General features: G+C 72.4%; 23 protein-coding genes. 7 read left to right on the plus strand and 16 right to left on the minus strand.

What is annotated here, in order from left to right; all coding sequences use genetic code 11:
- Window positions 1-107 precede the first annotated feature (107 nt).
- Window positions 108-2,768, plus strand: a complete 2,661-nt coding sequence (locus ABZV42_RS17100) for a cellulose binding domain-containing protein (protein WP_356052431.1) — start codon at window positions 108-110, stop codon at window positions 2,766-2,768.
- A 182-nt stretch (window positions 2,769-2,950) separates the two neighbouring features.
- Window positions 2,951-3,487: a hypothetical protein gene (locus ABZV42_RS17105; RefSeq protein WP_356052433.1), complete on the plus strand. Its 537-nt coding sequence runs from the start codon at window positions 2,951-2,953 to the stop codon at window positions 3,485-3,487.
- 13 nt (window positions 3,488-3,500) lie between these two features.
- On the opposite strand, the gene ABZV42_RS17110 is transcribed toward ABZV42_RS17105, so the two are convergent.
- The 3 genes from ABZV42_RS17110 to ABZV42_RS17120 all read right to left on the minus strand — a co-directional run bounded on the left by ABZV42_RS17110 (window position 3,501) and on the right by ABZV42_RS17120 (window position 5,007).
- Complete coding sequence (locus ABZV42_RS17110; protein ID WP_355978581.1) at window positions 3,501-3,854, minus strand: hypothetical protein; 354 nt, start codon at window positions 3,852-3,854, stop codon at window positions 3,501-3,503.
- A gap of 125 nt (window positions 3,855-3,979) precedes the next feature.
- Window positions 3,980-4,696 (minus strand): class I SAM-dependent methyltransferase, encoded by a 717-nt coding sequence (locus tag ABZV42_RS17115; protein WP_355978584.1) that lies wholly within the window; start codon window positions 4,694-4,696, stop codon window positions 3,980-3,982.
- 5 nt (window positions 4,697-4,701) lie between these two features.
- Window positions 4,702-5,007 carry a 4a-hydroxytetrahydrobiopterin dehydratase gene (locus tag ABZV42_RS17120; protein WP_355978586.1) on the minus strand — a complete coding sequence of 102 codons (306 nt, stop codon included), beginning with the start codon at window positions 5,005-5,007 and terminating at the stop codon, window positions 4,702-4,704.
- A gap of 516 nt (window positions 5,008-5,523) precedes the next feature.
- On the opposite strand from ABZV42_RS17120, the gene ABZV42_RS17125 reads away from it, so the two are divergent.
- Together ABZV42_RS17125 and ABZV42_RS17130 are read left to right on the plus strand one after the other, a co-directional pair.
- Window positions 5,524-6,360 (plus strand): helix-turn-helix transcriptional regulator, encoded by an 837-nt coding sequence (locus tag ABZV42_RS17125; RefSeq protein WP_356052435.1) that lies wholly within the window; start codon window positions 5,524-5,526, stop codon window positions 6,358-6,360.
- Between the two features lie 174 nt (window positions 6,361-6,534).
- Window positions 6,535-7,398 carry a helix-turn-helix transcriptional regulator gene (locus ABZV42_RS17130; RefSeq protein WP_356052437.1) on the plus strand — a complete coding sequence of 288 codons (864 nt, stop codon included), beginning with the start codon at window positions 6,535-6,537 and terminating at the stop codon, window positions 7,396-7,398.
- Here ABZV42_RS17130 and dnaK read toward each other — a convergent pair.
- The 6 genes from dnaK to ABZV42_RS17160 all read right to left on the minus strand — a co-directional run bounded on the left by dnaK (window position 7,392) and on the right by ABZV42_RS17160 (window position 15,748).
- Window positions 7,392-9,293, minus strand: coding sequence for a molecular chaperone DnaK (gene dnaK, locus ABZV42_RS17135; protein WP_355978595.1), 1,902 nt, complete (start codon window positions 9,291-9,293; stop codon window positions 7,392-7,394). The two genes, ABZV42_RS17130 and dnaK, sit on opposite strands and share 7 nt — an antisense overlap.
- Before the next feature lie 142 nt (window positions 9,294-9,435).
- The gene (locus ABZV42_RS17140; protein WP_355978598.1) at window positions 9,436-9,861 is read right to left on the minus strand and encodes an OsmC family protein; all 426 of its coding nucleotides are present in this window, start codon (window positions 9,859-9,861) and stop codon (window positions 9,436-9,438) included.
- A 165-nt stretch (window positions 9,862-10,026) separates the two neighbouring features.
- Window positions 10,027-11,832 (minus strand): hypothetical protein, encoded by a 1,806-nt coding sequence (locus ABZV42_RS17145; RefSeq protein ID WP_356052439.1) that lies wholly within the window; start codon window positions 11,830-11,832, stop codon window positions 10,027-10,029.
- A complete protein-coding gene (locus tag ABZV42_RS17150) occupies window positions 11,829-12,890 on the minus strand; it encodes a MoxR family ATPase (protein WP_355978604.1) in 1,062 nt (353 codons plus the stop codon). Before ABZV42_RS17150 ends, ABZV42_RS17145 begins: the two co-directional genes overlap by 4 nt.
- Before the next feature lie 176 nt (window positions 12,891-13,066).
- Window positions 13,067-15,163: a phage holin family protein gene (locus ABZV42_RS17155; protein WP_355978606.1), complete on the minus strand. Its 2,097-nt coding sequence runs from the start codon at window positions 15,161-15,163 to the stop codon at window positions 13,067-13,069.
- A 198-nt stretch (window positions 15,164-15,361) separates the two neighbouring features.
- The gene (locus ABZV42_RS17160) at window positions 15,362-15,748 is read right to left on the minus strand and encodes a hypothetical protein (RefSeq protein ID WP_355978897.1); all 387 of its coding nucleotides are present in this window, start codon (window positions 15,746-15,748) and stop codon (window positions 15,362-15,364) included.
- Window positions 15,749-15,925: 177 nt separating this feature from the next.
- Here ABZV42_RS17160 and ABZV42_RS17165 point away from each other — a divergent pair, with 177 nt between their 5' ends.
- Window positions 15,926-16,699: an MBL fold metallo-hydrolase gene (locus tag ABZV42_RS17165; protein ID WP_355978609.1), complete on the plus strand. Its 774-nt coding sequence runs from the start codon at window positions 15,926-15,928 to the stop codon at window positions 16,697-16,699.
- Between the two features lie 89 nt (window positions 16,700-16,788).
- On the plus strand, window positions 16,789-17,415 hold the full coding sequence (locus ABZV42_RS17170; protein WP_355978900.1) for a VTT domain-containing protein: 627 nt from the start codon (window positions 16,789-16,791) through the stop codon (window positions 17,413-17,415).
- Window positions 17,416-17,457: 42 nt separating this feature from the next.
- On the opposite strand, the gene ABZV42_RS17175 is transcribed toward ABZV42_RS17170, so the two are convergent.
- The 7 genes from ABZV42_RS17175 to ABZV42_RS17205 form a co-directional block, all read right to left on the minus strand.
- Window positions 17,458-18,579, minus strand: coding sequence for an MBL fold metallo-hydrolase (locus ABZV42_RS17175; protein WP_356052441.1), 1,122 nt, complete (start codon window positions 18,577-18,579; stop codon window positions 17,458-17,460).
- Window positions 18,576-19,823 carry an aminotransferase class I/II-fold pyridoxal phosphate-dependent enzyme gene (locus ABZV42_RS17180; RefSeq protein ID WP_356052443.1) on the minus strand — a complete coding sequence of 416 codons (1,248 nt, stop codon included), beginning with the start codon at window positions 19,821-19,823 and terminating at the stop codon, window positions 18,576-18,578. The genes ABZV42_RS17175 and ABZV42_RS17180 overlap by 4 nt, the downstream gene beginning before the upstream one ends.
- 266 nt (window positions 19,824-20,089) lie before the next feature.
- Complete coding sequence (locus tag ABZV42_RS17185) at window positions 20,090-21,229, minus strand: hypothetical protein (RefSeq protein ID WP_356052445.1); 1,140 nt, start codon at window positions 21,227-21,229, stop codon at window positions 20,090-20,092.
- A gap of 418 nt (window positions 21,230-21,647) precedes the next feature.
- Complete coding sequence (locus ABZV42_RS17190) at window positions 21,648-22,442, minus strand: RNA polymerase sigma factor SigF (protein ID WP_355978621.1); 795 nt, start codon at window positions 22,440-22,442, stop codon at window positions 21,648-21,650.
- Window positions 22,443-22,663: 221 nt separating this feature from the next.
- The gene (locus tag ABZV42_RS17195; RefSeq protein WP_355978624.1) at window positions 22,664-23,242 is read right to left on the minus strand and encodes a TIGR03086 family metal-binding protein; all 579 of its coding nucleotides are present in this window, start codon (window positions 23,240-23,242) and stop codon (window positions 22,664-22,666) included.
- On the minus strand, window positions 23,239-23,481 hold the full coding sequence (locus ABZV42_RS17200; protein ID WP_355978626.1) for a DUF6158 family protein: 243 nt from the start codon (window positions 23,479-23,481) through the stop codon (window positions 23,239-23,241). The genes ABZV42_RS17195 and ABZV42_RS17200 overlap by 4 nt, the downstream gene beginning before the upstream one ends.
- Before the next feature lie 204 nt (window positions 23,482-23,685).
- Window positions 23,686-25,305, minus strand: a complete 1,620-nt coding sequence (locus ABZV42_RS17205) for an ATP-binding cassette domain-containing protein (protein WP_355978628.1) — start codon at window positions 25,303-25,305, stop codon at window positions 23,686-23,688.
- Between the two features lie 103 nt (window positions 25,306-25,408).
- Here ABZV42_RS17205 and ABZV42_RS17210 point away from each other — a divergent pair, with 103 nt between their 5' ends.
- Window positions 25,409-26,914: a phosphatase PAP2 family protein gene (locus ABZV42_RS17210; protein ID WP_356052447.1), complete on the plus strand. Its 1,506-nt coding sequence runs from the start codon at window positions 25,409-25,411 to the stop codon at window positions 26,912-26,914.
- Window positions 26,915-26,995: the final 81 nt, after the last annotated feature.

A 26,995-nucleotide genomic window follows, 5' to 3' on the forward strand; every position in this document is an offset into this window, starting at 1 on the left:
CGGCTCCTCATCGCACTGAGGACCGCCCGGCCATCACGTTTTCCACTCTCCCCTTGCACATTCCACGTGCGCTCCCCTTCCCCTGAACTCTCCCGGAGGACCCCACCGTGCGAAGAACCCGCATCCTCACGGCCGTGCTCGCCCTCGCCGCCGGATTACTGGCCGGCACCCCGCCCGCGCTGGCCGCGAGCACCCCGAGGACGACGGTCGCGGCCGACACGTACACCTGGAAGAACGCCCGCGTCGACGGCGGCGGCTTCGTCCCCGGCATCGTCTTCAACCGCACCGAGAAGAACCTCGCCTACGCCCGCACCGACATCGGCGGCGCCTATCGCTGGGTCCAGGCGTCGAAGAGCTGGACACCTCTGCTCGACTCGGTCGGCTGGAACGAGTGGGGGCACTCCGGCGTCGTCAGCCTGGCCTCCGACTCCGTCGACCCGGACAAGGTGTACGCGGCGGTCGGCACGTACACCAACAGCTGGGACCCGACGAACGGGGCCGTCCTTCGCTCCTCCGACCGGGGCGCGAGCTGGCAGAAGGCGGACCTGCCGTTCAAGCTGGGCGGCAACATGCCGGGACGCGGCATGGGTGAGCGGCTGGCCGTCGACCCCAACAAGAACAGCGTGCTGTATCTCGGCGCGCCCAGCGGCAAGGGCCTGTGGCGGTCCACGGACGCCGGCGCGAGCTGGTCGCAGGTCACGGCCTTCCCCAACGTCGGCAACTACGCCCAGGACTCGACCGACACGAGCGGCTACGCCTCCGACAACCAGGGGATCGTCTGGGTCACCTTCGACGAGTCGACCGGCACCCGGGGGAGCGCCACGCAGACGGTCTATGTGGGGGTCGCCGACAAGGACAACGCGGTCTACCGCTCGACGGACGGCGGAACGACCTGGTCGCGGCTGCCGGGGCAGCCGACGGGCTACCTCGCCCACAAGGGCGTCCTGGACGCGGTGAACGGCTACCTCTATCTCGCCTACAGCGACAAGGGCGGCCCGTACGACGGCGGCAAGGGCCAGTTGTGGCGGTACGCGACCCGGACCGGGACGTGGACGAACATCAGCCCGGTGGCGGAGGCCGACACCTACTACGGCTTCAGCGGGCTGACCGTCGACCGGCAGCACCCCGGGACCGTGATGGCGACGGGGTACAGCTCCTGGTGGCCGGACACCCAGATCTTCCGGTCCACGGACAGCGGCGGCACCTGGACGAAGGCCTGGGACTACACGTCGTACCCGAACCGCTCGAACCGCTACACGATGGATGTCTCGTCCGTGCCCTGGCTGACCTTCGGCGCGAATCCCTCGCCGCCCGAACAGACCCCCAAACTAGGCTGGATGACCGAAGGTCTTGAGATCGACCCGTTCGACTCAGCCCGGATGATGTACGGGACGGGCGCGACGGTCTACGGCACCGAGAACCTCACCAACTGGGACAGCGGCAGCCAGTTCACCGTCAAGCCGATGGTCCAGGGCCTGGAGGAGACGGCCGTCAACGACCTCGCCTCTCCCCCGTCGGGCGCTCCGCTGCTCAGCGCGCTCGGTGACATCGGCGGCTTCCGGCACACCGATCTCACCAAGGTCCCGTCGATGATGTTCACTTCACCGAACCTCACCACCACGACCAGCCTCGACTACGCGGAGACCAACTCGAACACGGTGGTCCGCGTCGGCGACCTCGACTCCGGTCCGCACATCGGCTTCTCGACGGACAACGGCGCCAACTGGTTCGCGGGCAGCGACCCTTCGGGGGTCACCGGCGGCGGGACGGTCGCGGCGGCCTCGGACGGCAGCCGCTTCGTGTGGAGCCCGGCGGGCACCGGGGTGCAGTACACCACCGGGTTCGGTACGTCGTGGTCCGCGTCGAGCGGGATACCCGCCGGCGCGGTCGTGGAGTCGGACCGGGTCGACCCGAAGACCTTCTACGGCTTCAAGTCGGGCAAGTTCTACGTCAGTTCGGACGGCGGAGCGACCTTCACGGCTTCCGCGGCCGGCAACCTACCGGCAGGGGACACCGTGCGCTTCAAGGCGCTGCCCGGCACCAAGGGCGATGTGTGGCTGGCGGGCGGGGCGAGCGACGGCGCGTACGGGCTGTGGCACTCGACCGACGGCGGCGCGACCTTCACCAAGCTGTCCGGCGTCGACCAGGCGGACACGATCGGCTTCGGCAAGGCGACGGCCGGCGCGTCCTACCAGACGCTGTACACCAGCGCGAAGATCGGCGGCGTACGGGGGATCTTCCGCTCGACGGACAAGGGCGTGAGCTGGACACGCATCAACGACGATGCCCACCAGTGGGGTTGGACCGGCGCGGCCATCACCGGGGACCCGCGGATCTACGGGCGGGTGTACGTCGCGACGAACGGGCGCGGCATCGTCTACGGCGACACGTCGGACACCGGGGGCGGTGACGGCGGCGGCGGTACGGACCCGACGACCCCGCCGACCGGGGCCTGCACGGTGACGTACAAGATCACGAACCAGTGGCAGGGCGGCTTCCAGGCCGACGTGTCCCTCGCCAACACCGGCTCCACCGCCTGGACCGGCTGGACACTGGGCTGGTCCTTCGCCGACGGCCAGAAGATCACTCAGCTGTGGAACGCCGACTACACGCAGCCGGGTGCGGCGGTGAGCGCCAGGAACGTCGGCTGGAACGCGAACGTGGCGGCGGGCTCGACGGTCGGCTTCGGCTTCACGGGGAGCTGGACGGGGGCGAACACGAAGCCGACGGCCTTCAAGCTGGGGGGTCAGACCTGCGCGGTGAGCTGATCCGCTGTTCCACCCCCGCAGGGGCACATGCCCGCCGGACGCGCACCCGGTTCGGGCATGTGCCCCTGAGCGGACGCGACTCCGCGATGATCACACCTGCGCATCCTCCTTCATCATTCACTCACATCTTCTTCACATCTCTCGATATCGTCACCCCACCACGAACCATCCTTGGGGGGACCATGTCGAACAGCACGCCGCCGCACGCCCATGAGGAGTCGCCCGTAGCTCCTCGTTCCAGGCCGGAGCGGACGAGAGCCCGTCGGTCGCTGAAGCGCTATGTGCTGCCGGCGATCGCCTTCGCGGCCCTTCTCGGCGTGAGCGCCTGCGGCAGCGACGACGGCGGCCAGAAGAACGACACCACCAAGGTCGCGGCCGCCAAGGTGCGGCCCACCGTCACGGTCACCGCGACGGCGACCGAGACGGTGACCGCGGAGCCGGAACCGGCGCCGACGGTGACGGTGACCGCGACGAAGACGGTCAAGGTGAAGGTCACCGTCACCGCGAGAGCCGCCTCGAACAGCGGCTCCGGTGGCAGCGGAGGGAGCAGCGGGGGAACCAGCGTCGGCACCTGCTCGATCACCTCCAACGCGGGCAACTGCTATTCGGCGGGCCAGTACTGCCGCAACAGCGACCACGGCGCCAGCACGACCACCGCGGGCGGCACCAGGATCACGTGCGCGTACCGGTCCGGCGGGTGGCGCTGGACGTACAGCTGACGGTGACGCCGTGTCAGGGTGACGACAGCGGCCATGCCGTGCAGGAGGGATCCGAGGCGCAGGCATCCGGAGACTTCCGAATCCGCGTGGCCCGCTCCAGTTCGGCCTCCGTGAACATCTTCAGCTGATCCGGCAGCCCCTCGCACTCACCGGGCCGGGTGTTGAAGCCGTCGCCGGGGTCGTAGTCGTCCGCCGACATGGCCCCGAGCCAGGCGTCCACGCAATCCTGGTGGACCCGCACCGCGGACGCCGCGGAAGGCTTCGCCCCGGAGACCTGCACGCCGGGCCCGCCCTCGCCGCCGGAGCCGAAGCAGCCGGCGAGCGCGAGCCCGGCCGCGGCGAGCAGGGCGGTGGTGGAGCGGCGCACGGATCCCCCAGGGTGGCGCGATGTCGGGGTCCGGACGCTAGCGACGACGGATCGGCGGGGGCCGCATTTTGGCCGAGTGTCACCCAGACGGGGATGTTCCCTGACCGGCGGGCCGGGGAGCGCTTTCAGATCCTGCGGAACGCCCGCAGGGTGAAGTCCGGTTCGCGGCGCGGGACATCAGGGCCTGGCAGGGTCTCGACGCGCTCGGCCAGTCGGAGGCCGCCGGCCGCGTAGAGCCTGCCGCTGCGGATGTACTGGGCCACGCCACGCGGGGTCCGGCCCTGGCCGTGGCCGCGGAAGAGGGCCGTGCCGCTCGGGACCAGACCGTGCTCGGCGGCGTACGCCGTGACGCGTTCGGTCGCGTCCTCGGCGTTTTCGGCTCGGCAGTGCGCGGTCAACGCGTCGATGTCGCTGCCGACTTGGTGGGCCGCGGCCTTGTCGACGGTGGTGACGAACACACCGCCGGGGCGCAGGACACGCGCGGCCTCGGCGACGACGGGGCGCGCGTCGTCCAGCAGGTGCAGCAGCCAGACGGCGCACACGGCGTCGAACGAGCCTCCCGGGAAGGGAAGCCGACGGCCGTCGGCGCGGACGACGGCACCGGGGAGGCGCTCCACCGCCCGGCGTGTCATGCCGTGGGCCGGGTCGGCTCCCGTCACGCTCAGCCCCGGTCGCCCGGCGGCGAGCCTGCTCGTCACGATGCCGGTGCCGCAGGCGAGGTCGAGCAGCCGGCGGGCGTCGTCGGGGACCAGCGCGAGCACGCCGGCGGCAGCGGCGGCGGCCCGTGGCTCGCCGCCCCGCGTCGCGTCGTAGCCGTCCGCTTCCTTGTCGTAGTCCAGCACGCGGATCAGCTCGCCCCGTGCCCCGGCGCGAGTTCCTCCACCCTGCGGGCGAGATCGAAGTCGAGCGCTGTGACGGCACCCCCGATGCTGTGGGTGTTCACGGTGAGGACGATCGTGTTGTAGCCGAGGGTGAGGTCGGAGTGGTGGCCGAGCTCCTCCTGCACCTGGGCGATGTGCACGACCATCGCGGTCGCCGCGAAGTGGGTGCCGAGCCGGTAGGTACGGGCGAGCCGGTTGCCGTCCAGGGACCAGCCGGGCAGCTCCGCCAGCCGTTCCTCGATCTCCTTGGTCTCCAGCGCTTCGACGGCCATGGACGTGATCCCTTCGTACGGCGGGTGAGGCGTGCGGGGCGGCGGGTCCGAGGTGCGGCATGGGGCGGACCGGCGACGATGGGCGACCGGAGCGGGTCCATCGCCCAGCGTGCCACAGCCGGCACCCCTCGGCAGGGCACGCGGGCCCGGCGGCTCACCTGCGGCGGCCGGACGGGGTACCCGACCGGGGTGACTGCCCGGGCGATCCACTCGATGACGACCAGGCCCGCCGATGACCAGGCCTCCTCCGGCTATCCGCCCGGCCACCGACGGACTCGGCCACCTCCGGCGATCCGCCCGGCGCCGAGGGACTCCGCCTCCGTGACCGGCTCGGCTTCCGTGACCGGCCGCCTCCGATTCCTTTGGGCCGATCGCGCGCGTGTGCGCCTGCCGACGGCACGTCCTCCACCGTGAAGAGCGTCATCCGGGTGTCGCGCCGATCCGGGGCTCCACCGCCACCTCCGAGGAAGGGTTCCGGGAACCGTTAACGTGCCGCTCCTCGGCTACGGTCCTCACATGAGCATCGTCCCGTCGGGTCCCGCCGCCGTCCCAAGTACCGTCGCCGGCGCCGGTGTCGGACCGCTGCTGCGCGGCTGGCGGGAGCAGCGGCGGGTGAGTCAGCTGGAGCTGGCGCTTCGGGCGGACTCCTCGGCCCGGCACATCAGTTTCATCGAGACGGGCCGCTCCCGCCCCAGCGAGGAGATGGTGCTGCGGCTGTCGGAGCACCTCGACGTGCCGGTGCGGGAACGCAACGCGCTGCTGCTCGCGGCGGGTTACGCCCCTCGCTACGCGGAGACCCCGTTCGACGACCCGTCGATGGAGGCGCTGCGCGAGGGCATGGAGCGGCTGCTCCAGGGCTACGAGCCGTATCCGGCGCTGGTGGTGGACGCGAGATACGACGTCCTCGCGGCGAACCGCGGTATCGCCATGCTGCTGGAGGGTGTCCCGGACCGGCTCCTCGTGCCGCCGCTCAACGCGATGCGGCTGACCCTGCATCCGGAGGGTCTGGCGCCGCGCATCCGCAATCTGCGCGCGTGGCGGGACCATCTGCTGGCCCAGATGGACCGGCAGATCGCTCTGCGCCGTTCGGAGCCGCTGCGCGCGCTGTACGAGGAGGTGGCGGCGTTTCCGGTCCCGGACCGGGACGTGGCGCCGGACGACGAACCGCTCGTTCCCTCGGCCCACTTCGCACTCCCGCTGCGGATCGAGCACGAGGGCCGAGTGCTGTCGTTCTTCTCTTCCATCTCGACGTTCAACACCCCGATGGACGTGACGGTGGCCGAGCTGGCCATCGAGACGTTCCTTCCGGCGGATCCCGCTACGGGCAAGTACCTTCATTCACTGCATGCATGACGCCCGTCGCCCTTCCGCACCCGGGCGGCCGGGGACGGGGGGCACGATGTCGATGTCTCACTCCCTACGGTTCGTCACATCGCTCTGCATGACTATGTGTTGGGGCCGATCGATGATGGTTCGGCGCGGGCATGGCACACTGCACGCATACTTCGGCGCGTGGGGAGGCGTGGCGTGAGTGAGCGGCGGCCGGCACCCACGGTGGGCCAGGTGGTCCTGGGGCGACGGCTCCAGGAGTTGCGGGAGGCCGCGGGCCTGAAGCGGGAGGAGGCGGCGCGTGTCCTGCGGGTCGCGCCGGCGACCGTGCGGCGGATGGAGATGGCCGAGGTCTCCCTCAAGATTCCTTACGTACAGATCCTGTTGACGACGTACGGTGTCGCCGACGACGAGGCCGAGACGTTCGTGGCGCTGGCCGAGGAGGCCAACGAGCCGGGCTGGTGGCAGCGGTTCCACGATGTGCTGCCGGACTGGTTCAGCATGCACGTCAGCCTGGAGGGCGCGGCCCGGCTGATCCGCTCGTACGAACCGCATTTCGTCCCGGGGCTGTTGCAGACCGAGGAGTACGCGCGGGCCGTGCTGGAGGCCGGGACGGTGGGGCAGACAGGCCCCGACGCCCTCGACCGGCATGTGGCGCTGCGCATGAAACGGCAGGCGCTGCTCACCCGCGAGAACCCTCCTCACCTCTGGGTGATCATGGACGAGACGGCCTTGCTGCGTCCGGTGAGCGTGCGCGGTGAGGTGATGCGCGACCAGATGGACCGGCTCCTCGAATGGGTCGATCTCGATCACGTCACGCTCCAGGTGGCCGAGTTCGCGGCCGGCCCGCACCCGGGGACGTACACGTCCTTCGCGCTGTTCCGCTTCGCCGAGCGAGAGCTGCCGGACATCGTCTACAGCGAGTACGTGACCGGTGCTCTCTATCTCGACGCGCGTGAGGAGGTGGCGCTGCATCTGGAGGTGCTGGACCGCATGTCGGCCCACGCCGCCTCCGCCGAGCGCACCAAGGAGATCCTCCGCGAGTTCCGCGAGCGTTACTGAGCGGCCCCCCGGCCGCCGCCCCCTTCGTTCCCTTCGCGTTCCTCGTCCACGATCTCCGCGTCCACCACGGCGTCGTCCTCGCCCGCGGCCTGCCCGGTGGCAAAGTCCGTGGGCGGCCGGTCCTGCGGGTCCGGCTGCTGCTGGGCACTGGCGTACATGGCCTGGCCCATCTGCTGGCTGACGGTGGCCAGTCTCTCGATGGCGCCGCGCAGGGCGGCGGTGTCGGTGGAGGAGTCCTCCAGGAGCGCTTTCAGTTCGTCGGCCGCCGAGGCGACCGCGGCTTTCGTGTCGGCGGGGACGCGCTCGTCGTTGTCGCGGACGAACTTCTCCGTCTGGTAGACGAGTTGCTCACCATGGTTACGGGTCTCGGCCGCCTCCCGGTTGTGCCGGTCCTCCTCCGCGTACTGCTCGGCCTCGCGCACCATGCGGTCGATGTCGTTCTTCGGCAGCGCGGAACCGCCGGTCACGGTCATCTTCTGCTCGCGCCCCGTGGCCAGGTCCTTCGCCGAGACATGGGTGATCCCGTTGGCGTCGATGTCGAAGGCGACCTCGATCTGCGGGACTCCGCGCGGCGCGGGCGGCAGTCCGGTGAGGTCGAAGACCCCGAGCTTCTTGTTGTAGGCGGCGATCTCGCGCTCGCCCTGGTAGACCTGGATGCCGACCGAGGGCTGGTTGTCGGCGGCCGTGGTGAAGATCTCCGAACGGCGCGTGGGAATCGTGGTGTTGCGGTCGATCAACTTGGTCATGATGCCACCCTTGGTCTCGATGCCGAGGGACAGCGGGGTCACGTCGAGGAGCAGGACGTCCTTCACGTCCCCGCGGATCACACCGGCCTGGAGTCCTGCGCCGAGGGCCACGACCTCGTCGGGGTTGACGCCCTTGTGCGGGTCCTTGCCGGTGAGTTCCTTCACCAGGTCGGTCACGGCGGGCATCCGGGTGGATCCGCCGACCAGGACGACGTGGTCGACGGCCGACAGTTTCACACCGGCGTCCTTGACGGCCTGATGGAAGGGGGTCTTGCAGCGGTCGAGCAAGTCGGCGGTGAGTTCCTGGAATTGAGCGCGCGTCAGTTTTTCGTCTAGGTGGATCGGGCCCTGGGCGGTGGCGGTGATGTAGGGCAGGTTGACGTTGGTCTCGGTGGACGAGGACAGCTCGATCTTGGCCTTCTCGGCGCCCTCGCGCAGCCGTTGCAGTGCCATCTTGTCGTGTCCGAGGTCGATGCCGTGGGCGGCCTTGAAGCGCTGGGCGAGGTGCTCGACGATCCGCTGGTCCCAGTCGTCACCGCCGAGCCGGGTGTCGCCGTTGGTCGCCTTGACCTCGATGACCCCGTCGCCGATCTCCAGGAGCGAGACGTCGAAGGTGCCTCCGCCCAGGTCGAAGACGAGGACGGTCTGCTCCTCCCCGCGGTCGAGCCCGTAGGCGAGGGCCGCGGCGGTCGGCTCGTTGATGATCCGTAGGACCTTCAGGCCGGCGATCTCGCCCGCCTCCTTGGTGGCCTGGCGCTGCGCGTCGTCGAAGTAGGCGGGCACGGTGATCACGGCATCCGTGACGTCCTGGCCGAGATAGGCCTCGGCATCCCGTTTCAGCTTCTGAAGCACCCGCGCGGACAGTTCCTGGGCCCGGTAGCGGGTGCCGTCGATGCTGCCCTTCCCGGGAAACCGCCAGTTCACATCGCCCATGTACCGCTTCACGGACCGCGCGGTGCGCTCCACGTTCGTCACGGCCTGCCGTTTGGCGACCTCGCCGACCAGCACCTCGCCGTTCTTGGCGAAGGCGACCACCGAGGGCGTGGTGCGTGCTCCCTCCGCATTGGCGACGACCGTCGCCTCACCGCCCTCCAGGACGGCCACCACCGAGTTCGTCGTACCGAGATCGATCCCGACCGCACGTGCCATGTCCGTCCCCTTCTGCCACGGCTCTGCCCGCCCCCAAGCACAAATCGTGTGTTCTCGCTTGTCAATGGCGCGGACGGCCTGACTGGGGCGGACACGCCGATGCCGCGCCCCACGGACGGGACGCGGCATCGGCGTACGGACGTCAGGCGAGCTTCGCCGACAGCGTGATCGTCGTGCCGGTCAGGGCCTGGCTGACCGGGCAGTTCTTCTTGGCGTCCTCGGCGGCGGCGACGAAGGCGTCGTTGTCGATACCCGGCACCGTGCCCTCGACCGTGAGGTGGATGCCGGTGATGCCCTCGCCGGGCTGGAAGGTGACGTCGGCGTTGGTGAGGAGCTTGGCGGGCGGCGTCCCGGCACCCGCGAGGGCGTGCGACAGCGCCATGGAGAAGCAGCTGGAGTGGGCGGCCGCGATCAGTTCCTCGGGACTGGTCTTCCCGTTCGCCTCCTCGGCCCGCGACGCCCACGTCACCGGCTGCCGGCCGATGCCGGAGGAGTCGAAGGTGACGACGCCGTTGCCCTCGATCAGGTTGCCTTCCCACACGGTGTGTGCGGTGCGCGTGGTTGCCACGATGATTCCTTTCGGGTGTGGTCCCGTTGCCGGGGTCCGTGTCTCCCATCCGATCACACATGGGCCCGGAGCACCCCGCGGTTCGGGCGGCGACCTGCCGGTGCGTGTCCGGGACTTCGCCGGCAAGTGCCGTACGAGCGGCCGCGGGCGCGCCGCTCGGGACGCTCAGGTCACCCGGAAGACCGGCCCGCGCGCGGTGAACGGCAGCCGCGCGCCGTGCGGCACCAGATAGGCGTGCTCGCGCCGCACCCGCAGCACGTCGCAGTATCCGTCCGTGATCACCAGGACGGGCGCTCCCGGCGGGAAGTCGTCGGCGCGGTGCAGCAGATCGATGCCCGGTTGCAGCACCGTGCCGCCGCGCCCGTGCACCCGCACGCGTCCGGCGATCTCCGTGACGGGCAGATAGCCCGCGTCGTGCGGGGCGGCGTCGCAGAACACGACCCGGGCGGCCGGTACGTCGCGGGCCCCGGCGTACGAGGCGATGGCGCCCAGTGCCTTGCCGAGCAGGGTGCGGTCCATGGAGGCGGAGGTGTCGAGCACGACACCGAAGGTGCAGCGGGCGATCTCCTCGGGCGGGAACCAGCGGCCCGCGCGCGGGATGTCCGGGGTGGCCGCCTGCCGTCGGGAGGGACGGGCGTACGACCGCAGCGGTTCGGGCCGGGGCACGAACTCGTCGAACCAGCGGGCGAGCCGGGCGTCCCAGGGCAGCGGCGGGTGGCTGAGCGCGCGGATCTCCTCGACCAGGCCGCCGGGGAGGAAGCCGCGCTCCTGCTGTTCGTGCAGATCGAGGCCCCGCGCCAGACCCCGGCGGTAGAACTCGTCGAGGTCGACGTAGTCGCGCGCGGAGCCGAGCGGTCCGCCCAGGATGTCGCCCGCTCCCTTGCCACGCAGCGTGGCGAGGCGGCGCATCCGGCGCAGATCGCCGGCGATCCGGTCGTACACCTCCTCGGTGGACAGGTCCTTCAGCTCCGGGTCGTACAGGAGCCCGTCGGGCATCATGCCGACCTGCATCTCGCACAGCCAGCCGTTGATCACATAGTCGGCGGCGATGTTGAAGAGGTACGGGTCACGGGCGCCGCATCGGTCACCGTGGCGCAGGGCGGCGTGCAGCATCTCGTGGGCGAGGACGAACCGCCATTCCTCGTCGCTGAACCGGCGCAGCGGGTTGATGTAGATCTCGGCCGCCCCGGTGTCCACGGCGGCGACGGAGATGCCGTGGGCGCGGGCGAGTTCGGCGTCGGCGACGAGGGTGATGCCCGCCGCGAGGCCGCCGAGCAGCGGGTAGGAGGAGACGAACCAGCTCAGCGCCCGCTCCCAGGGCCGGAGCGGGACGGGACCTTCGCTCATGGAGGCGCGTCTGCCGCCCGCCACGTCCATCGCGGCGGACATGGTGCGGGTCAGCGCGTGCGCGAAGGCCACCTGCCAGTCGGTCGGGGTGCTCCCGAGCCAGGCGTCCCAGGGCACGAGCACCTGGTCCGGGTCGGCGCCGGCCGTGCCGCAGTTCTCGTACCGGAGCGGGATGCCGTCGCGGCGCCAGAGGGCGGCCAGCCTTTCCTCGTCGCCTTCGGGGTAGGAGGCCGGGAGGTCCTCGGGGGCCAGGCCCGGCGAGAAGCCGAGCAGGAAGCGGTTCACCACCATGCAGCGGGCGGCGAGGTCGAAACGGTCGGGCTGCTCGCGTGTCCCGGCGGCGGCCGGAAGATGGCCGAAACCCAGATGGATGACGGCGTGGGCCACGGCCCAGGCCCAGGCGGCGGGTTCGGCGCGACGGGCCGGGTCGACGTGCAGGGTCCCGTTGGAGTCGACGGTCACCAGCCCGCCACGGGGAGCTCTGGCGCACGTGTCCTCGCGGCAGACATGGAAGCCGACGGCGTCCAGCGCCGGGTTGGCCCGGGCCAGCCGCATCCCCTCGGCGAACGCCTCGGCGGCGGGATCGGGCCTGGCCTTGGCGCGGGCCCTGCGGGAAGCGCTCACCGGCGCGCCTCCACCAGGCGCGGCATGTCCCTGGCCGCCTCCACCAGGAACCACGCGGGCAGGACGGGATTGCCGTCTGCGTCCGAGGCGATGACGCTCTGGGCGACCTCGACGGATATCTCGGCGAGCTGGACGAGCAGCGACTTGGCCCGGTACGCGGTCTGCCGGACGGTCGCCGGGATGTGGTCCCGGTTGGCCGGGAGTTCCTTGACGAGCCGGCCGCGGAAGGACTCCGCGAGGTAGTAGAGGAGATCGCGGTCCTCCGTACGGGAGGGCCAGCGCGCGTCACCCTTGAGGATGGCGTCGATACCGAAGCGGCTGCGCACGATCTTGACGTACCCGCAGAACGCGACCGCGTGGGCGGGCGTCAGCGTGCCGTGGGCGATCACCTTCAGGGTCTGTTCGTCGACGGCGTCGCCGAAGGAGCCCAGCGCGTCGGAGAGCATGTGCCAGGAGCGCGGCGTGGAGAAGGGCTCCTCGGTCTTCGGCGGCTTGGACCACAGGTGGTCGGGGCGGTCGGTGAGGTGGTCGAGCACCCACGGGTGGATGTCGTTCGCGGCGGCCCAGACGAGCCAGTCCTTCGGAGAGGCCTCCAGATGAATGTGGGTGAGGCGGTTGACCAGCGCCGAGGCGATCGGGCGGGCCAGCGCGTTGTCCGTCGAGCGGTTGCCCGCGCCGATCACGATGGAGCCCTTGGGCAGCTCGTAGTCACCGATGCGGCGGTCCAGGATCAGCGAGTAGAAGGCCTTCTGCACATCGGGGGTGGCCGCGTTCAGCTCGTCCAGGAACAGGCAGTACGGCTCGTCGCGGGCTATGGCCTCGGGCGGGCAGAAGACGGAACGCCCGTCGCGGATCTGCGGCACGCCGATCAGGTCCTCGGGCGCCAGCTGCGTGCCCAGCAGGCTCACGCACTCCAGCCCGAGCGATTCGGCGAACTCCCGCACCAGGGAGGACTTTCCGATGCCGGGGGCGCCCCAGAGGAAGACCGGCCGCACGGTGGCGAGACCGAGCAGCAGCTCCGGGACACGGGAGGGAGTGACGGTGACGGCTGCCTGCACAGGCGAGCTCCTCGGACGTGGGAGAGGTGCTGGGAAGAGGTGCGAGGGGCACGCGGGCGAGGGCACGGCGTGCGATGCCCACAGTGTGGGCGCGGCGGTCCGTCTCCCGCCTCCCATTTTCCGGCGTGCGCGGCCTCTTCGGCCGGTCGCGCTCTCGTTCGTGGTGGAGTCGCGGCTCAGGCGGCCTGTTCGTCCGGGCGGGCCGGCAAAGGGACTTGGGGGCCGTCGCACTCGCGCAGCCAGCCCCGCAACACGTCGTGGACCCGCTCCGCGCCGACGAGTGCGGTGTCCGTACCGGCGGGATCCGTGTGCGCGCCGGCCGGGGCGGAGAGGGTCAGCGGGGAGAGCAGGAAGGGGTGTCCCTGCGCGCCGCCGAGCCCGCCGTGCGAGCCGATCTGCTCCTCGAAGGCGAGGACTTCGCCCTCGACGGGGTCGTACCAGGAGTTGACCATGATGTCGGCGGTGTGCGGGAACGAGTGGGTGCGCCGCACCGCGGCGGCGGCGCCGGGGCCGAAGTCGGCCAGGGGGCCCGGGTGTTCGTCGTCGAGCCGGTCCAGCGGCGCCTCGGCGCCGTGCGCGCCGAGCACGAGTCCGCCGTGCTCCTCGCTGCGGACCAGGAGGAAGCCGACGCCGGGGTGGTCGGCGAGGGTGGACAGCAGCGCCGGATGGCGCCGGTCGATCTCCTCGCGGCTCATCCGGTGCGCGACGTCGGGGAAGGAGACGAGACCGAGGTTGCCGGAGGCCAGCACCAGGGGTTCGGAGCGGCGTCCCGCCCCTCCGCGCCGTTCCTCGCGGTCCTCGACCGGTCTGCGCAGGGCGGCGCGGACGGCGGTGCGGGCCTCGGCGCCGCTGTGGGTCCTTCGGGCCCTGCGGGGCACGGGCAGCCCGCAGCCGGCCCGGACCAGATTGCCGAGGCTGAGGCCGTACCTGGTCAGGAAGGTCTCTCCCGGGCTCTGGCCGTGGTCGGAGAGCACGACGATCCGGTACGGCCGCGGGGCGTGCTCGGCGACCTTCTCGATCAGCGCGAGCGAGCGGTCGAGCCGCTCCAGGATCCTCGCGGCGTCCCGGCTGCGCGGCCCGGAGTGGTGCGCCACCTCGTCGTAGGCCACGAGGTCGGCGTAGACCGCGTTGCGCCCGGCGAGCATGTCGCCGATCACCGCGGCGACCACGACGTCCCGCTCGACGACGGTCGCGAAGGCGCGGACGAACGGGTACAGCCCGCCGCGTCCGACCCGGGGCCGTCGCCGCTGGAGACGGGCCCGGGTGGACTGGCCCGTCTCCCTGAACACCTCGGCGACGAACGACATCGCCGTCCGGACGGCGTTGGCCGGGTCGGAGAAGTACGCGAAGTAGCCCGCCCGCGAGCGGTTGTCCCGTCCCCTGCGCGCGGCCACGGACAGCACGAGGGCGAGCTCGTCGGCGCCTCCGCCGAAGAGGTTGCCGCGGCTCGCGCCGTCGACGCCGAGCAGGCCCCCCTCGCCGGTGCGCACGACGGCCCGCCGCTGGAGTTCGGCCGCGCTGGTCGGCCGGTTGCAGACCATGACCTCCTGGGTGTCCTTCTCGTACCACCGGAAGGCCGGGACGTCGTGGTTGCTGCCGTGCAGGATGCCGAGCTGGCTGGCTCCTGTCTGGCTGGACCAGTCGGTTCTCCACGGGGTGAGCCGGTGGGTGGGACGGCTCCCGTCGAGCCATCGGGCGGCGGTCGGCATCAGTTCCCTGTCGATCGCCTCCCGCAGCACGTCGTGCCCGACGCCGTCCAGCTGGAGGAAGAGCACGCCGGGGGTGGAGGGGCCGGGCCGTCCGGCCGCGCGTCTGCGGCGCCGGTCGGAGAGGCGGTAGAGGCGGCGCCGGTACGCGTCGTCGTCCCGTACGGCGAGGGCGGCGCCGGTGGCCGAGGCGACGGCCGACATGACGGCGGCCACGACCACGGCGGTCTCGGGGGCGGCCTCGCCGTGCCCTGAGGGGTTGATCCACAGGGCGATCAGCAGCAGCGAGCCGTTCAGGAAGAAGACGAGCAGGCCGAGCACCAGGGCGGGAACGAGCAGCAGGGCCCGTACGAGCAGGGGCCACACCAGCGACGACAGCAGGCCGAAGACACCGGCGCCGGCCGCCGCGGTGACGGCGATCCGCGTCGCGCTGTCCCCGCTCGGCGACTGAAGGCGGAAGTCGGGCAGCACACCGGCGAGGACGAGCATCGTGACCGTGGACACGGCCCACACCGTGATACTGCGTCCCGCCGCGCTGGCCAGGCGCCGCCACCGTCCTTCGTCCACGCCCAGTCCACCTCACGTCCCGGCCCGCCCGGTCCGCGCGGCCTGCTCCCACCCTGTCACAACGGCCGGAGATCCCCAGAAGTCCCCAAAAGCCGCAGGAAGTCCCGCGGTGACCTTCCCCGGCGGGGGTCTCTCAGAGGGCGTGCCTTCCCCGGCGCCTGTCCTGCCGGAACTCGCCCCGGTCGCCCCGAGCGAGGGTCAGCGGCCGTCGTAGCCCGCCGTGGGCATCGACAGGCGGCGGTGGACCCTGGCCTTCATCTGGGCGTCGTACGACGGTTCGGCGGTACCCACGGTCTCGACGCGGACCCCCCGGCGCGCGCACTCGGCGGTGAACTCCTCCACCGAGGCGAGAGCCCGCTCCAGCACCCGGCGGCTGGGCGCGACGAACAGGTCCACGAGGCCGGCCTCGACATCCGCCCACAGGCTGCGGTGGTCGGGGCGCAGACCGCGTACCAGCAGTTCCCGGGTGACCACGTAGCCGTGCTCGGCGGCCCAGCGGGAGCACATCGCGTGCTGGCTGCGGGAGTCGACGAGAAAGGGGTCCTCGTCGAGTTCTTCCAGGGGGGTCAGGCTCGCGATCGCCATGACGCGGAGCGACTCGGGCCGCGGCGCGGGGCCGCCGCGCTCGTGCGGGCGCGTGAGGGCGTGCGAGCCGGAGGCACCGCGTGCGTCTCCCATGGTGTCCCCCTCACCTCCTGGTTTCGCCGCAGACCCTACTCCTGCCCGTAGGCTCGGGGGGAGTCGTGCGAAGGAGGCAAAGAGGTGCCGGTGGAGATCACCTGGTGGGGGCACGCCACCTGCACGCTGGAGGACTCCGGGACACGCGTGCTCACCGACCCCCTCTTCGCGCGCCGGCTCGCACACCTTCGGCGCAGGCGCGGAGCACCGCCCCCTCCCCCGGCGGCGGTCGCCGACGTCGCGCTGGTCTCCCATCTGCACGCCGACCACCTGCATCTTCCCTCGCTGGCACGGCTGGCCCCCGGTACCCGGCTGCTGGTGCCGCGCGGGGCCCCGCGCTCGGTGCCGGGACTGCGAAGGCTCGACCATCTGCGGCTCACGGAGGTCGCGCCCGGTGACCGCACCCGGGTCGGCGACCTGGCCGTACGCACGGTTCCCGCACGGCACGACGGACGCCGGCTGCCGATCGGACCGCACCGCTCCCCCGCCGTGGGGTACGTGATCGAGGGAGAGGCGCGGACGTACTTCGCCGGGGACACGGGGCTGTTCGCGTCGATGGCCGAGGAGGTCGGTCCCGTCGACCTGGCGCTGCTGCCGGTGGGCGGCTGGGGCCCGTATCTCGGGGAGGGACATCTGGACGCGGGCCGTGCCGCCGAGGCCCTCGCGGCGCTCGCTCCGCGCAGCGCTGTGCCGGTGCACTTCGGCACGTTCTGGCCCATCGGGATGGATGCCGTGCGCCCCCATGAATTCCACGCGCCGGGTGAGGAGTTCGTGCGTCTGGCCGCCGAACGCGCTCCGCAGGTGGCGGTGCATCTGCTGCGGCAGGGCGAGAGCGTGCGTCCGGAGGCCGCTCGGTGATTTCCTGGTCCGCCGCCGGGACGACGGCTCCCTCGGTCCTTCAGTCGGTCAAGGGCACCGCGTTCCTGTCGCTCAAGAGCACCGCCCCGGTGGTGTTCCTGTCCGCCACGGCGCCGACGGTCCCGCCGGAGTCCACCCAGCAGGCGATCGGCTATCCGTCGCTGTTCCTGCTGGTGCTGATCGGCGCTCTGGTGCCGGTGGTGCCGACGGGTGCGCTGGTGAGTTCGGCAGCGGTGGTGGCCTTCCATCAGACCTCGCCGTTCGCGCTGCTGACGGTGTTCCTGGTCTCCTCGGTCGCCGCGTTCCTCGGGGACATGTCGCTCTACTGGCTCGGGCGGCGCGGCATGGGCTCGAAGAACGGATCCCGCTGGCTGGAGGCGATCCGGGAACGCGCCCCCGAGGACCGGCTCGCCCGGGCGCAGCGGAAACTGGACGACCACGGCATCGCCGTCCTCGTCCTGTCCCGCCTCGTTCCGGCGGGCCGCATTCCGGTGATGCTGGCCTGTCTGCTGGCGAAGATGCCGCTGCGCGTCTTCGCCCGCGGGGACATCCCGGCCTGTCTCGCCTGGGCGGCCACCTACCAGATCATCGGCATCCTCGGCGGCTCGCTCTTCCCCGAGCCGTGGGAGGGCGTGGTGGCGGCGGTGGCGCTGACCGTCGCGATCAGCCTGGCGCCGGGGGTGTGGCGCCGGTTCCGCGGGAGGAAGCTCTCGTAGGAGCACCGGTTCCGCGGGAGGAGGCCCTCGTAGGAGCGCGGTTCACTCCAGCACCCGGGAGGCTCCCACCGCCAGATCCCACAGGTTCTCCCGGGCCAGGCCCGCCCGCTCCCACGCGGCCCGCACCCGCCGCAGGGGTTCGAGCACCGGTTCGGCCGAGAGCACGAACGTGCCCCAGTGCATCGGGGCCATCCGCCGCGCGCGCAGATCGACGGCAGCCTGTACGGCCTCCTCCGGGTCGCAGTGCACGTCGCTGAGCCACCAACGGGGGTCGTACGCGCCGATGGGCAGGAGGGCGAGATCGATCCCCGGGTGGCGCTGCCCGATGCGGGCGAACCAGTGGCCGTATCCGGTGTCGCCCGCGAAGTACACCCGCCGGCCCTCGGGCGCCGTGAGCACCCAGCCGCCCCACAAGGAGCGGCAGGTGTCGGTGAGGGTGCGCTTGGACCAGTGGTGGGCGGGGACGAAGTCGAACCGCACGCCGTCGAGTCGGGCCGCCTCCCACCAGTCGAGCTCGGTGACACGGGTGAACCGGCGGCGTCTGAACCAGCGTCCGAGGCCCGCCGGTACGAACACGGGGGTGTCGCGCGGGAGTCGGCGCAGGGTCGGCGCGTCCAGATGGTCGTAGTGGTTGTGGCTGATGACGACCGCGTCGACGCGCGGCAACGCGCTCCAGGCCACGCCGACGGGCGTGATCCGGGCCGGGGTTCCCACGATCCGGCGGGACCAGACCGGGTCGGTCAGGACGGTGATCCCGCCGATCCTGATCACCCAACTCGCGTGTCCCGCCCAGGAGACGGCGACCGTCCGGACGTCCGCACCCGGGAGCGGTCCCGGCTCGAAGGGCAGCAGCGGGATCTCGGCGAGCGCTTCGGGGCACGGCCGCAGCGCACCCTCACGGGCGAGGCGTGCGAAGGCCCGCAGACCCGGCAGCGGCGCGGTCAGCCGGTCCACGAAGGACCGGGGCCAGACACGCCGCTCGCCCAGCGGGCGGGGCTCGGCGAGCGGCGGGGAAGGGGGAAGGACGGTCGGCCGCCCCGGCGCCGCGCCACCCTGGACAGCGGGGGCGGCCGGGGGCGCGGGATCGACGGTGTCCCGGGGCGCGGGCTCGGCCGTGTCCTGGGGCACCGTGCTCGTGGTGGTCGACTCGGACCGCTGCGTCATCGAGGGGACTCCCGTCGCTGAGCGTCGTCGCGGAGATCGTCGAAGGCCGACCCCAACGTGGTCAACGCGCGGTGCACATGCGGCAGTTCCAGTGGCGATTCGGAGGTGAGCGATTCCTGCCGCTCAGCGTCCGTGGAGCCGAGCAGCGGTCCGGTGCCGAGGCGGACCCGGAGTGCTGCCAGGTCGTCGCCGAAGCGGTGTCCGCCCGGCGCCGGCATGCCCAGCCGGGCGGAGAGCCAGTCCTCCAGGTCCTGCGCGTCACCGACTCCGTGCGCGCCGAGGGCGGAGCGGAACGGGCCGAGGTCGACATACAGGTGCCGGCCGGCCCGCGGGGGGCGTGCGACGGCTCCCGCGCCGCTCACCGCGCGGTGGGCGGCGTCCGCCACGCGCGCGTGCAGGCGTACGGCGGCGGTGAGCCGTTCGGTGATCGCGGCCGGCTCGCCGAGCGCGTACACGGCCGCGGCGGCGACCGGTTCGGCGACGCGCGCTCCGAGCACGGTGAGCACGTCGAGAACGCGGGAACGCAGCGACGCGCCCGCCTCGTTGTCGGGGAAGCGGGCGACGGCGGCCGGCCAGCCCTGCGGCAGGAAGGCGCCCGCGAGGTCGGTGATCACGGTGACCTCGCCGGGGAGCATCTCGGCGGGGCTGAGCAGCACCGTGTCCTGCGGCTGGTGCAGGGTGTCGCGCCAGGTCTCGTCGCTGACGATGTGCAGGCCCTCGCCCGCCGCGGCCTCCACGGCCTCGTGCACCGCCTCGGGCGGTGCGACGGTGGCGGTCGGATCGTCGGCGACGGACAGCAGGAGCAGACGCGGGTCGCCGCCCTCCTGGCGGACCCTGCGGACGGTCTCCAGGAGTGCGTAGGAGTCGGGGACACCGCCGCACTCCGCGGGCGTCGCCACATGGAACACGGATCTGCCCAGCAGGCGTGCCTGCGGCGCCCACCACGCGGCGCACGGGCGGGGTACGAGAAGGTCGCCGCCGACCGCTCCCGTCAGGGCAAGCAGCAGCGCGGCGGCCCCGGGGGCGGCCGCCACCCGGTCGGGTGTGGCGCGCAGTCCGCGCCGGGTCCAGTAGCCGCTCGCTGCGTCGAGGAGCACCGGGCCGCCGCCGCACGGCTCGGCATCGGGGCGGTCCGCGGCGGCGGCCAGCACGGAGCGGAGCTCCCGCAGCACGGGCAGGCCCTGGTCGGGCAGGTGCGGACCGTACCTGACCGGTCCGTGGCTTTCGGGGTCCGTCCGCCGCATACCTGCCTCCGCACCATGGATGCCGCCGTTCCCTGTTCCGGAGCCTGTCCGCCCGTACGGTTCCGGGGTCTTCGTCCCCTCGTACAACTCACCGGGCGCGGCCCGCCGACCCGCGCCGTGAGCCGCTCAGTGCCCAGAGGCCTGCCGTCCCGTGCACGCACTCGTGCGAGCTCTCATGTGTGCTCTCGCGTGTGCGCCCGTCACCTCGTCATCCCTCGTGCCGTCCACCGCCGTCGTGCCGTCGGCCACCCTCGTGCCGTCCCCCGCTAGGTCCGCCGTCGGCGCAGTCCGTGCAGCCGCTGCGCCGCCCAGCCCACGGCCCCGGCGATCAGCACCCCGCCGGTGATCAGGGCGGGCACCGAGTCGGTGAACACACCGCCCTCACCCGCCCGTACGCCGCGCTGGACGGTGGGGGGACGCTCACCCGCGCCGGTGCCTGAGCCGGTCCCGTCGTCGGGACCGTGGGTCGCCGTGGCACCGCGGGCCACGGAGTACGAGGCCGTCCACTGCTTCCCGTGGCCGCCGGGCGGCGCGGGACAGACCCCGCCGACGTCCCAGCGCCCGTCGGCGCCCCCGGTGCCGGGGCCTCCGGTGTCGGGGCCCGTCCTGTCCGGGCTCACCGCGCCGGGAGCCGCGGTATCGGGACTCACGGCGCCCGGCCCCACGGTGTCGGGGCCCACGGCGCCCGGCCCCACGGTGTCGGGAACCGTGTCGGGTCCCACCGCGTCCGGGCCCAAGTCATCGGGGCCGACCGTGCCCGGACCGACCGTGTCGGGACCGCCGGTGCCGGGGATCAGCGAGTCGGGGACCACGGGGTCACCGGCGCCGGGAGCCGGTGCCTGGGCCTGGGCGTCGGGCACGACGGTGTTCGGGTCCCCGGCGGCGGGAATCGCCGAACCCGCCCCGGCACCCGCTCCCGCACCCACATCGCCGGAGTTCTTCGCGTCTGAGGCACCGGAGGCACCCGAGGCACCGGAGGCACCGGAGGCACCGGAGGCACCGGAGGCACCGGAGGCACCGGAGCCGAGCGTTCCAGGACTCACCTCGTCGAAGCCGCGCCCCGCGTCGGACCCTTCCGTGGCGGAGCCTCCGGCGGAGTCCGGCCCGCCGGAGGAGACGAGGGCGGTGCCGCTGTAGGAGGCCGCGCCCCCCGCGCCCGGGCCGGCGCCCTCGACGCGGTGCAGTTGGACCCTGCCCTCCTGGAAGCCCTGGGAACTGGCGTCGATGGAGTCGGGCAGGGTCCCCCCGATCGCGTCGCAGCTGACCGTGACGGTGACGGAGCCGCCGGGTTCGACGGAGCCCGGACTGACGTCCGCGGCCGGATCCGCGGCCGCGCCCGACGCGGCGGCGCCGAGAGCGGCGCCGGCCAGGGCGGTGGCGTACAGGACACGGGCGGTACGGCGCATGAGCGGGGCTCCTTCGGCGGGGCTGCGGTCCGAGAGCCACGGCCGTCGTGTCCCTCGGAGCCATCAGAGCCCGCCGTACCGCCCGGCGCGAACGGCCGGGCACCATTCGCGGGAAAGCGGGGGCCCGAGCGGGTGACATCCGGTCGGGCGGCGACCCGTTTGCCCGCGTACGGCATCGACGGCACCGTCACCCGAAACCACCCTCGCCATCGCCCGCGCACTCGCACTCGCCCGGCTCCGCCCTAGCCCGGAGCCCGTACGACACCCGCGACCGGCGTCCGCAGGGCTGCTCTCCCCCGGGAAACCGGTCACCGGCCACCCTTCACCCGACCCAGGGCGCCACCATGCTCGGGATCGTTGGACGCGGCCCCAGCCGACGGGTCCACGCTGCCCCAGACTGCGGGTCCGCGCGGAGCGCTCAGGCCGCGTCGCGCATGATCTGCTCGCGCAGCCGGTTGCAGCAGCGGTTGATGAGGCGGGAGACGTGCATCTGGGAGATGCCCAGTTCGTCGGCGATGCTGCTCTGGGTCATGTCGCTGAAGAACCGCATGTAGAGGATGGCGCGCTCCCTCTCGGGCAGGGCCTGGAGCCGGGGTTTGACGGCCTCGCGGTCGATGACGGTGTCGAGGGCCGGATCGGGCGAACCGAGGGCGTCGCTCAGGGAGTAGCCGTCCTCTCCGCCCGGCAGTTCGGCGTCCAGGGAGAGCGCGGTGAAGCTCTCCAGTGCCTCCAGCCCCGTCAGGACGTCCTCCTCGCTCAGGCCGGCTTGCTCGGCCAGCTCGGCGACCGTGGGCCGGCGTCCCGGAATGGTCTGTGACAGGTCCTGGCCGGCGAAGCGGACCCGATTGCGCAGGTCCTGGACCCGGCGAGGCACGTGCAGGGTCCACATGTGGTCACGGAAGTGGCGCTTGATCTCGCCGGTGATCGTCGGCACCGCGTAGCTCTCGAAGGCGTTGCCGAGCTCGGGGTCGTAGCGGTCGACGGCCTTGACCAGTCCGAGCGCCGCCACCTGGCGCAGGTCGTCGTAACTCTCGCCGCGGCTGCGGAAGCGGCCCGCGAGTCGTTCGGCCATCGGCAGCCATGACTCGACGATCTCCGCACGGAGTGCGTCACGTCGCTCCCCCTGGGGGAGTGCGGCGAGCCTGCGGAATGCCTCCCCGGTGTCGGGGGCGTCGTCGTGCGGATGGTGCGTCGCGCTCGCTCGGGTTCGCATGGTGCGTCGCAACTCCCTTGATGGTGCCAGGTGATGGACAGTCATCGTGGGAACGCACCCGTGCTCCGGACGAGTACACCCATGGCGCGGATAGCCGCTCCCACGGACGTGCCTCCTGTCCGAAGCACTGCAACTGCGTCTGCCCCGCGCCATGCGGGGCAAACACGCTCCGATTCTCCCCGACTCCGGACAGCGCCCGCTCCCCGGGGGTCCGGGTCGGGTCAGGGCCGGCGCCCGACCAGGCAGAGCAGTTTCGTCTGGACGTCGGCACCGGGCGGTGGCTCCTCCGGGGGCGCGAAGAGCCCGGAGTTCTCCAGTTCCTCCGCGTGCGGGGTGACCTCCCGGACCGCGAAGGACAGGAGGTCGCCGGGGAGTTGTTCGTCGGCCCCGATGGCGCGGGACAGATCCCAGCTGTGGACCGTCAGATCGGTGACGAGTTGCGCGCAGTAGTCGCCGGCCGGCATGTCCCCGAACGAGAGATGGACCGTGCGGTCGAGCGCGCCCGCCTCGGCGAACACCGCGCGGGAGGCCTCGGCCGCGGACTCCCACGCGGCGACGGGGTCGGGGCCGAGCAGGTCGCTGTCCAGAGCGTCGCCGACCGCGTCGACGGTGGCGCCGTCCCGGACCAGGGCGGGCACCCATGCCTGCTCGGCGACGAGGTGGCCCACGAGATCGCGCACACTCCAGGCGGCGCACGGCGTGGGCGACTCCCACTGGTCGTCGTGGATCGCGTGGACCCGGCGGCCGAAGAGCTCCAGGGCCTCGGCCTGCCGGCTCAGGATCGGATGCGCATCGCTCATGCCGGCGGCACCCCCGCGGGTCCGCGCTCCCGGGCGCCGTCACGGGTGCGGCCCGCCGTGACGGGCCGCCGTGGGTGGCGGCGCAGGTACTCGCCCTCCAGCTGGGCCATGCGCACGTTGTGGGTGTGCAGCGCGTCGTTCGAGCCGTGCAACAGCGTGTCGTGGCGGGTGCGGTGGATGGCCTCCAGCTCTTTCATCAGCTGCTGGTCGTCCAGCCGGCCCGGGTCGACTCCGGTCATGGTGCTACCCCGCTCGTCGTGGACGTCGGTGCGGTCCGGGCACCCGACCGGGCAGTCACTGCCCCGAGCGGCGTCCGGGAGGGAGCCATGGATCGAACCCACTGACTCCACTCTACGAACATCCGAGGTGCCGGGCCTCCCCGGGACGGGCCCGGTGCCCCTGGCCAGGGGCACCGCGCGGGGGGCCTTCGTCTCGCGCCCCCCTCAGCGCTCCCGCTCCACGCGACGCTCGTCCCACACCGGCTCCTGCGTCTCCCGCACGCGGCCGTCCGAGCCGAAGACCAGGTAGCGGTCGAAGGAGCGGGCGAACCAGCGGTCGTGGGTGACCGACAGGACCGTCCCCTCGTACGCCTCGAGGCCCTCCTGAAGCGCCTCGGCGGACTCCAGGTCGAGGTTGTCGGTGGGCTCGTCCAGCAGCAGGGCCGTCGAGCCCTCCAGTTCCAGGAGCAGGATCTGGAAACGTGCCTGCTGGCCGCCCGACAGCTTCTCGAAGCGCTGCTCGGCCTGGGCGGTCAGCTCGTAGCGGCGCAGCCTCGACATCGCGGCGCCACGGTCCTGCGCATGCTCGGTCCACAGGATGTCCAGGAGCGTGCGGCCCTCCAGCTCCGGGTGGGCGTGCGTCTGCGCGAAGTGGCCGGCGACCACACGGGCGCCGAGTTTCCACTCACCGGTGTGCGCGACGTCCCCGCCCGCGAGCAGCCGCAGGAAGTGCGACTTCCCGGAGCCGTTGGAGCCGAGGACGGCGACACGCTCGCCGTAGTAGATCTCCAGGTCGAAGGGCTTCATCAGCCCGGTGAGCTCGAGTCCCTTGCAGGTCACGGCTCTCACCCCGGTCCGCCCGCCGTGCAGCCGCATCTTGATGTCCTGCTCGCGCGGCGGCTCCGGGGGCGGTCCGGCCTCCTCGAACTTGCGCAGCCGGGTCTGCGCCGCCGAGTAGCGGGACGCCATCTCGTGGCTGACGGCGGCCGCCTGACGGAGGTTCAGCACCAGCTTCTTGAGCTGCGCGTGCTTCTCGTCCCAGCGCCTGCGCAGCTCCTCGAAGCGCGCGAACCGCTCCCGCCTGGCCTCGTGATAGGTCGCGAAACCGGCGCCGTGCACCCAGGCGTCCGCGCCCGCCGGACCCGGCTCGACGCTGACGATCTTCTGGGCGGCGCGGGCGAGGAGTTCACGGTCGTGGGAGACGAACAGGACGGTCTTGCGGGTCTCCCCCAGCCGCTCCTCCAGCCAGCGCTTGCCGGGCACGTCGAGATAGTTGTCCGGCTCGTCCAGGAGCAGCACCTCGTCGGTGCCGCGCAGCAGCGCCTCGAGCACCAGACGCTTCTGCTCGCCCCCGGACAGGGTCCGCACCAGCCGCCACTGCGCCTTCTCGTAGGGGATCCCGAGGGCGGCCATGGTGCACATGTCCCAGAGGGTCTCGGCCTCGTAGCCGCGGACCTCGGCCCAGTCGGACAGGGCCTGCGCGTAGCGCAGCTGTGCCGCCTCGTCGTCCACGGCCATCATCGCGTGCTCGGCGGCGTCCACGGCCTCGGCCGCCTGCCGGATGCGGGGCGGGGCCACGGACACGAGCAGCTCGCGCACGGTCGTCTCGTCGCGTACGGACCCCACGAACTGGCGCATCACCCCGAGCCCGCCGCCCACGTTCACGGTGCCGCCGTGGGGCTTGATCTCCCCCGAGATCAGCCGCAGCAGCGTCGTCTTCCCGGCGCCGTTCGGTCCCACCAGGGCGACGACGTTCCCTTCCCCCACCCGAAACGACACATCGCCGAGCAGCGCCCTCCCGTCGGGAAGGTAGTACTCAAGATGTGCGGCTTCGAGATGTCCCATGGGCAGGCATTCTCCGGGGCTCGGGGGAATGGGGCAAACGGGTATGCGACGAAGGGCCGGGGACGCAGGCGGGAAGCGCCTGATCGGGGGTAGACGGACCCGCATGACCACGACCCCGGATGTCGACCTGACCGCCCTGGTACCGGGCCGCCACGCCCTTCGGGACCGCCTCCTCGCTCTGGACTGCCGGCTCTTCGAGGCGGTCGCGGCACGCCACTGGCCCGGCGGCGACCCCGTGCTGCCAAGGCTGAGCCGAAGCGCGAACCACGGTCTCCTGTGGTTCGCCACGGCCGCCGCGGTGGCCGCCGGCCGCACTCCGCGGGCCCGCCGGGCCGCCGCGCGGGGTGTCGCCTCGCTCGCTCTGGCCTCCGCCACGATCAACACCGTCGGCAAGCGCTCGGTGCGCCGCACCCGGCCCGGTCTCGGCCCGGTCCCCGCCGTCCGGCAGCTGAAGCGGCAGCCGATCACCACCTCGTTCCCGTCGGGGCACGCCGCCTCCGCCGCCGCCTTCGCCGCGGGGGTGGCGCTGGAGTCCCGCGGCTGGGGCGCGGCCGTCGCCCCGCTCGCCGCGGCCGTCGCGCTGTCCCGCGTGTACACCGGCGTCCACTTCCCGAGCGACGTCGTCGCCGGCGCGGCCCTGGGCGTCGGGGCCGCGTACGCCGTGCGGGCGCTGGTGCCGACCAGGGACCAGCTCACGCCGCCCGGCCGTCCTCGTACCGACGCGCCCGCGCTGGCCGAGGGCGAGGGTGAGGGCCTGATCATGGTCGCCAACAGGGGCTCGGGTACCGCGGAGCGGGTCGGCGCGCTGGTCGGCGCGTTGCCGCGGGCGAAGCTCGTGGAGTGCGAACCGTGCGACGTGAGGGAGGAGCTGGAGAAGGCAGCGGCCCGCGCCCGGGTGCTGGGCGTGTGCGGCGGCGACGGCACGGTGAACACCGCGGCCGAGGTCGCCCTGCGCCACGGGGTCCCCCTGGCCGTCCTGCCGGGCGGCACACTCAACCACTTCGCCCACGACCTCGGTGTGGAGGGCGAACGCGATCTGGTCCGCGCGCTCAAGGACGGCGAGGCGGTCCAGGTCGACGTGGGCCGGTTCGCGTCCGGCGGCAAGCGCGGCATCTTCCTCAACACGTGCAGCCTGGGCATCTATCCGGAGCTGGTGCGCGAGCGGGAGAACTGGTCCAAGGTGATCGGCAGCTGGCCCGCCGGAGTGCTGGGCGCCCTGCGTGTACTGCGCGCCGACCATCACCCGCTGCGGGCCGAACTCGGCGGCCGCAGCCACCCGTTGTGGCTGCTGTTCGCCGGCAACGGCACCTACCACCGCATGGGCCTGGCGCCCGCCCGCCGCTTCGATCTCGCGGACGGCCGTCTCGACGTACGGGTCGTGCACGGCGGCCGGCATCCCGCGATGCGGCTGCTGGCCGCGGCCTTCGCGGGGCCCCTCACCCGCTCACCCGCCCACGCGGCCGTGCGGGTGGCCCGTCTGCGGATCGAGGGCGTGGCACCCGGCACCCTGCTGGCCTACGACGGCGAGGTCACCGAGGTGAGCGGGGAGGTGACCCTGGACAAGAGTCCCGGGGCACTGACCGTCTACCGCCCCCTTCCCGCCCACTGACCCATCCGGACGTGTCCATATAACAAGACGCGGATCTCATTATTCGACATGACCGCGTACGGTGATGACATCGCCCCAGGG

The sequence above is a fragment of the Streptomyces sp. NPDC005281 genome (assembly GCF_040607495.1).
Classification (GTDB): domain Bacteria; phylum Actinomycetota; class Actinomycetes; order Streptomycetales; family Streptomycetaceae; genus Streptomyces.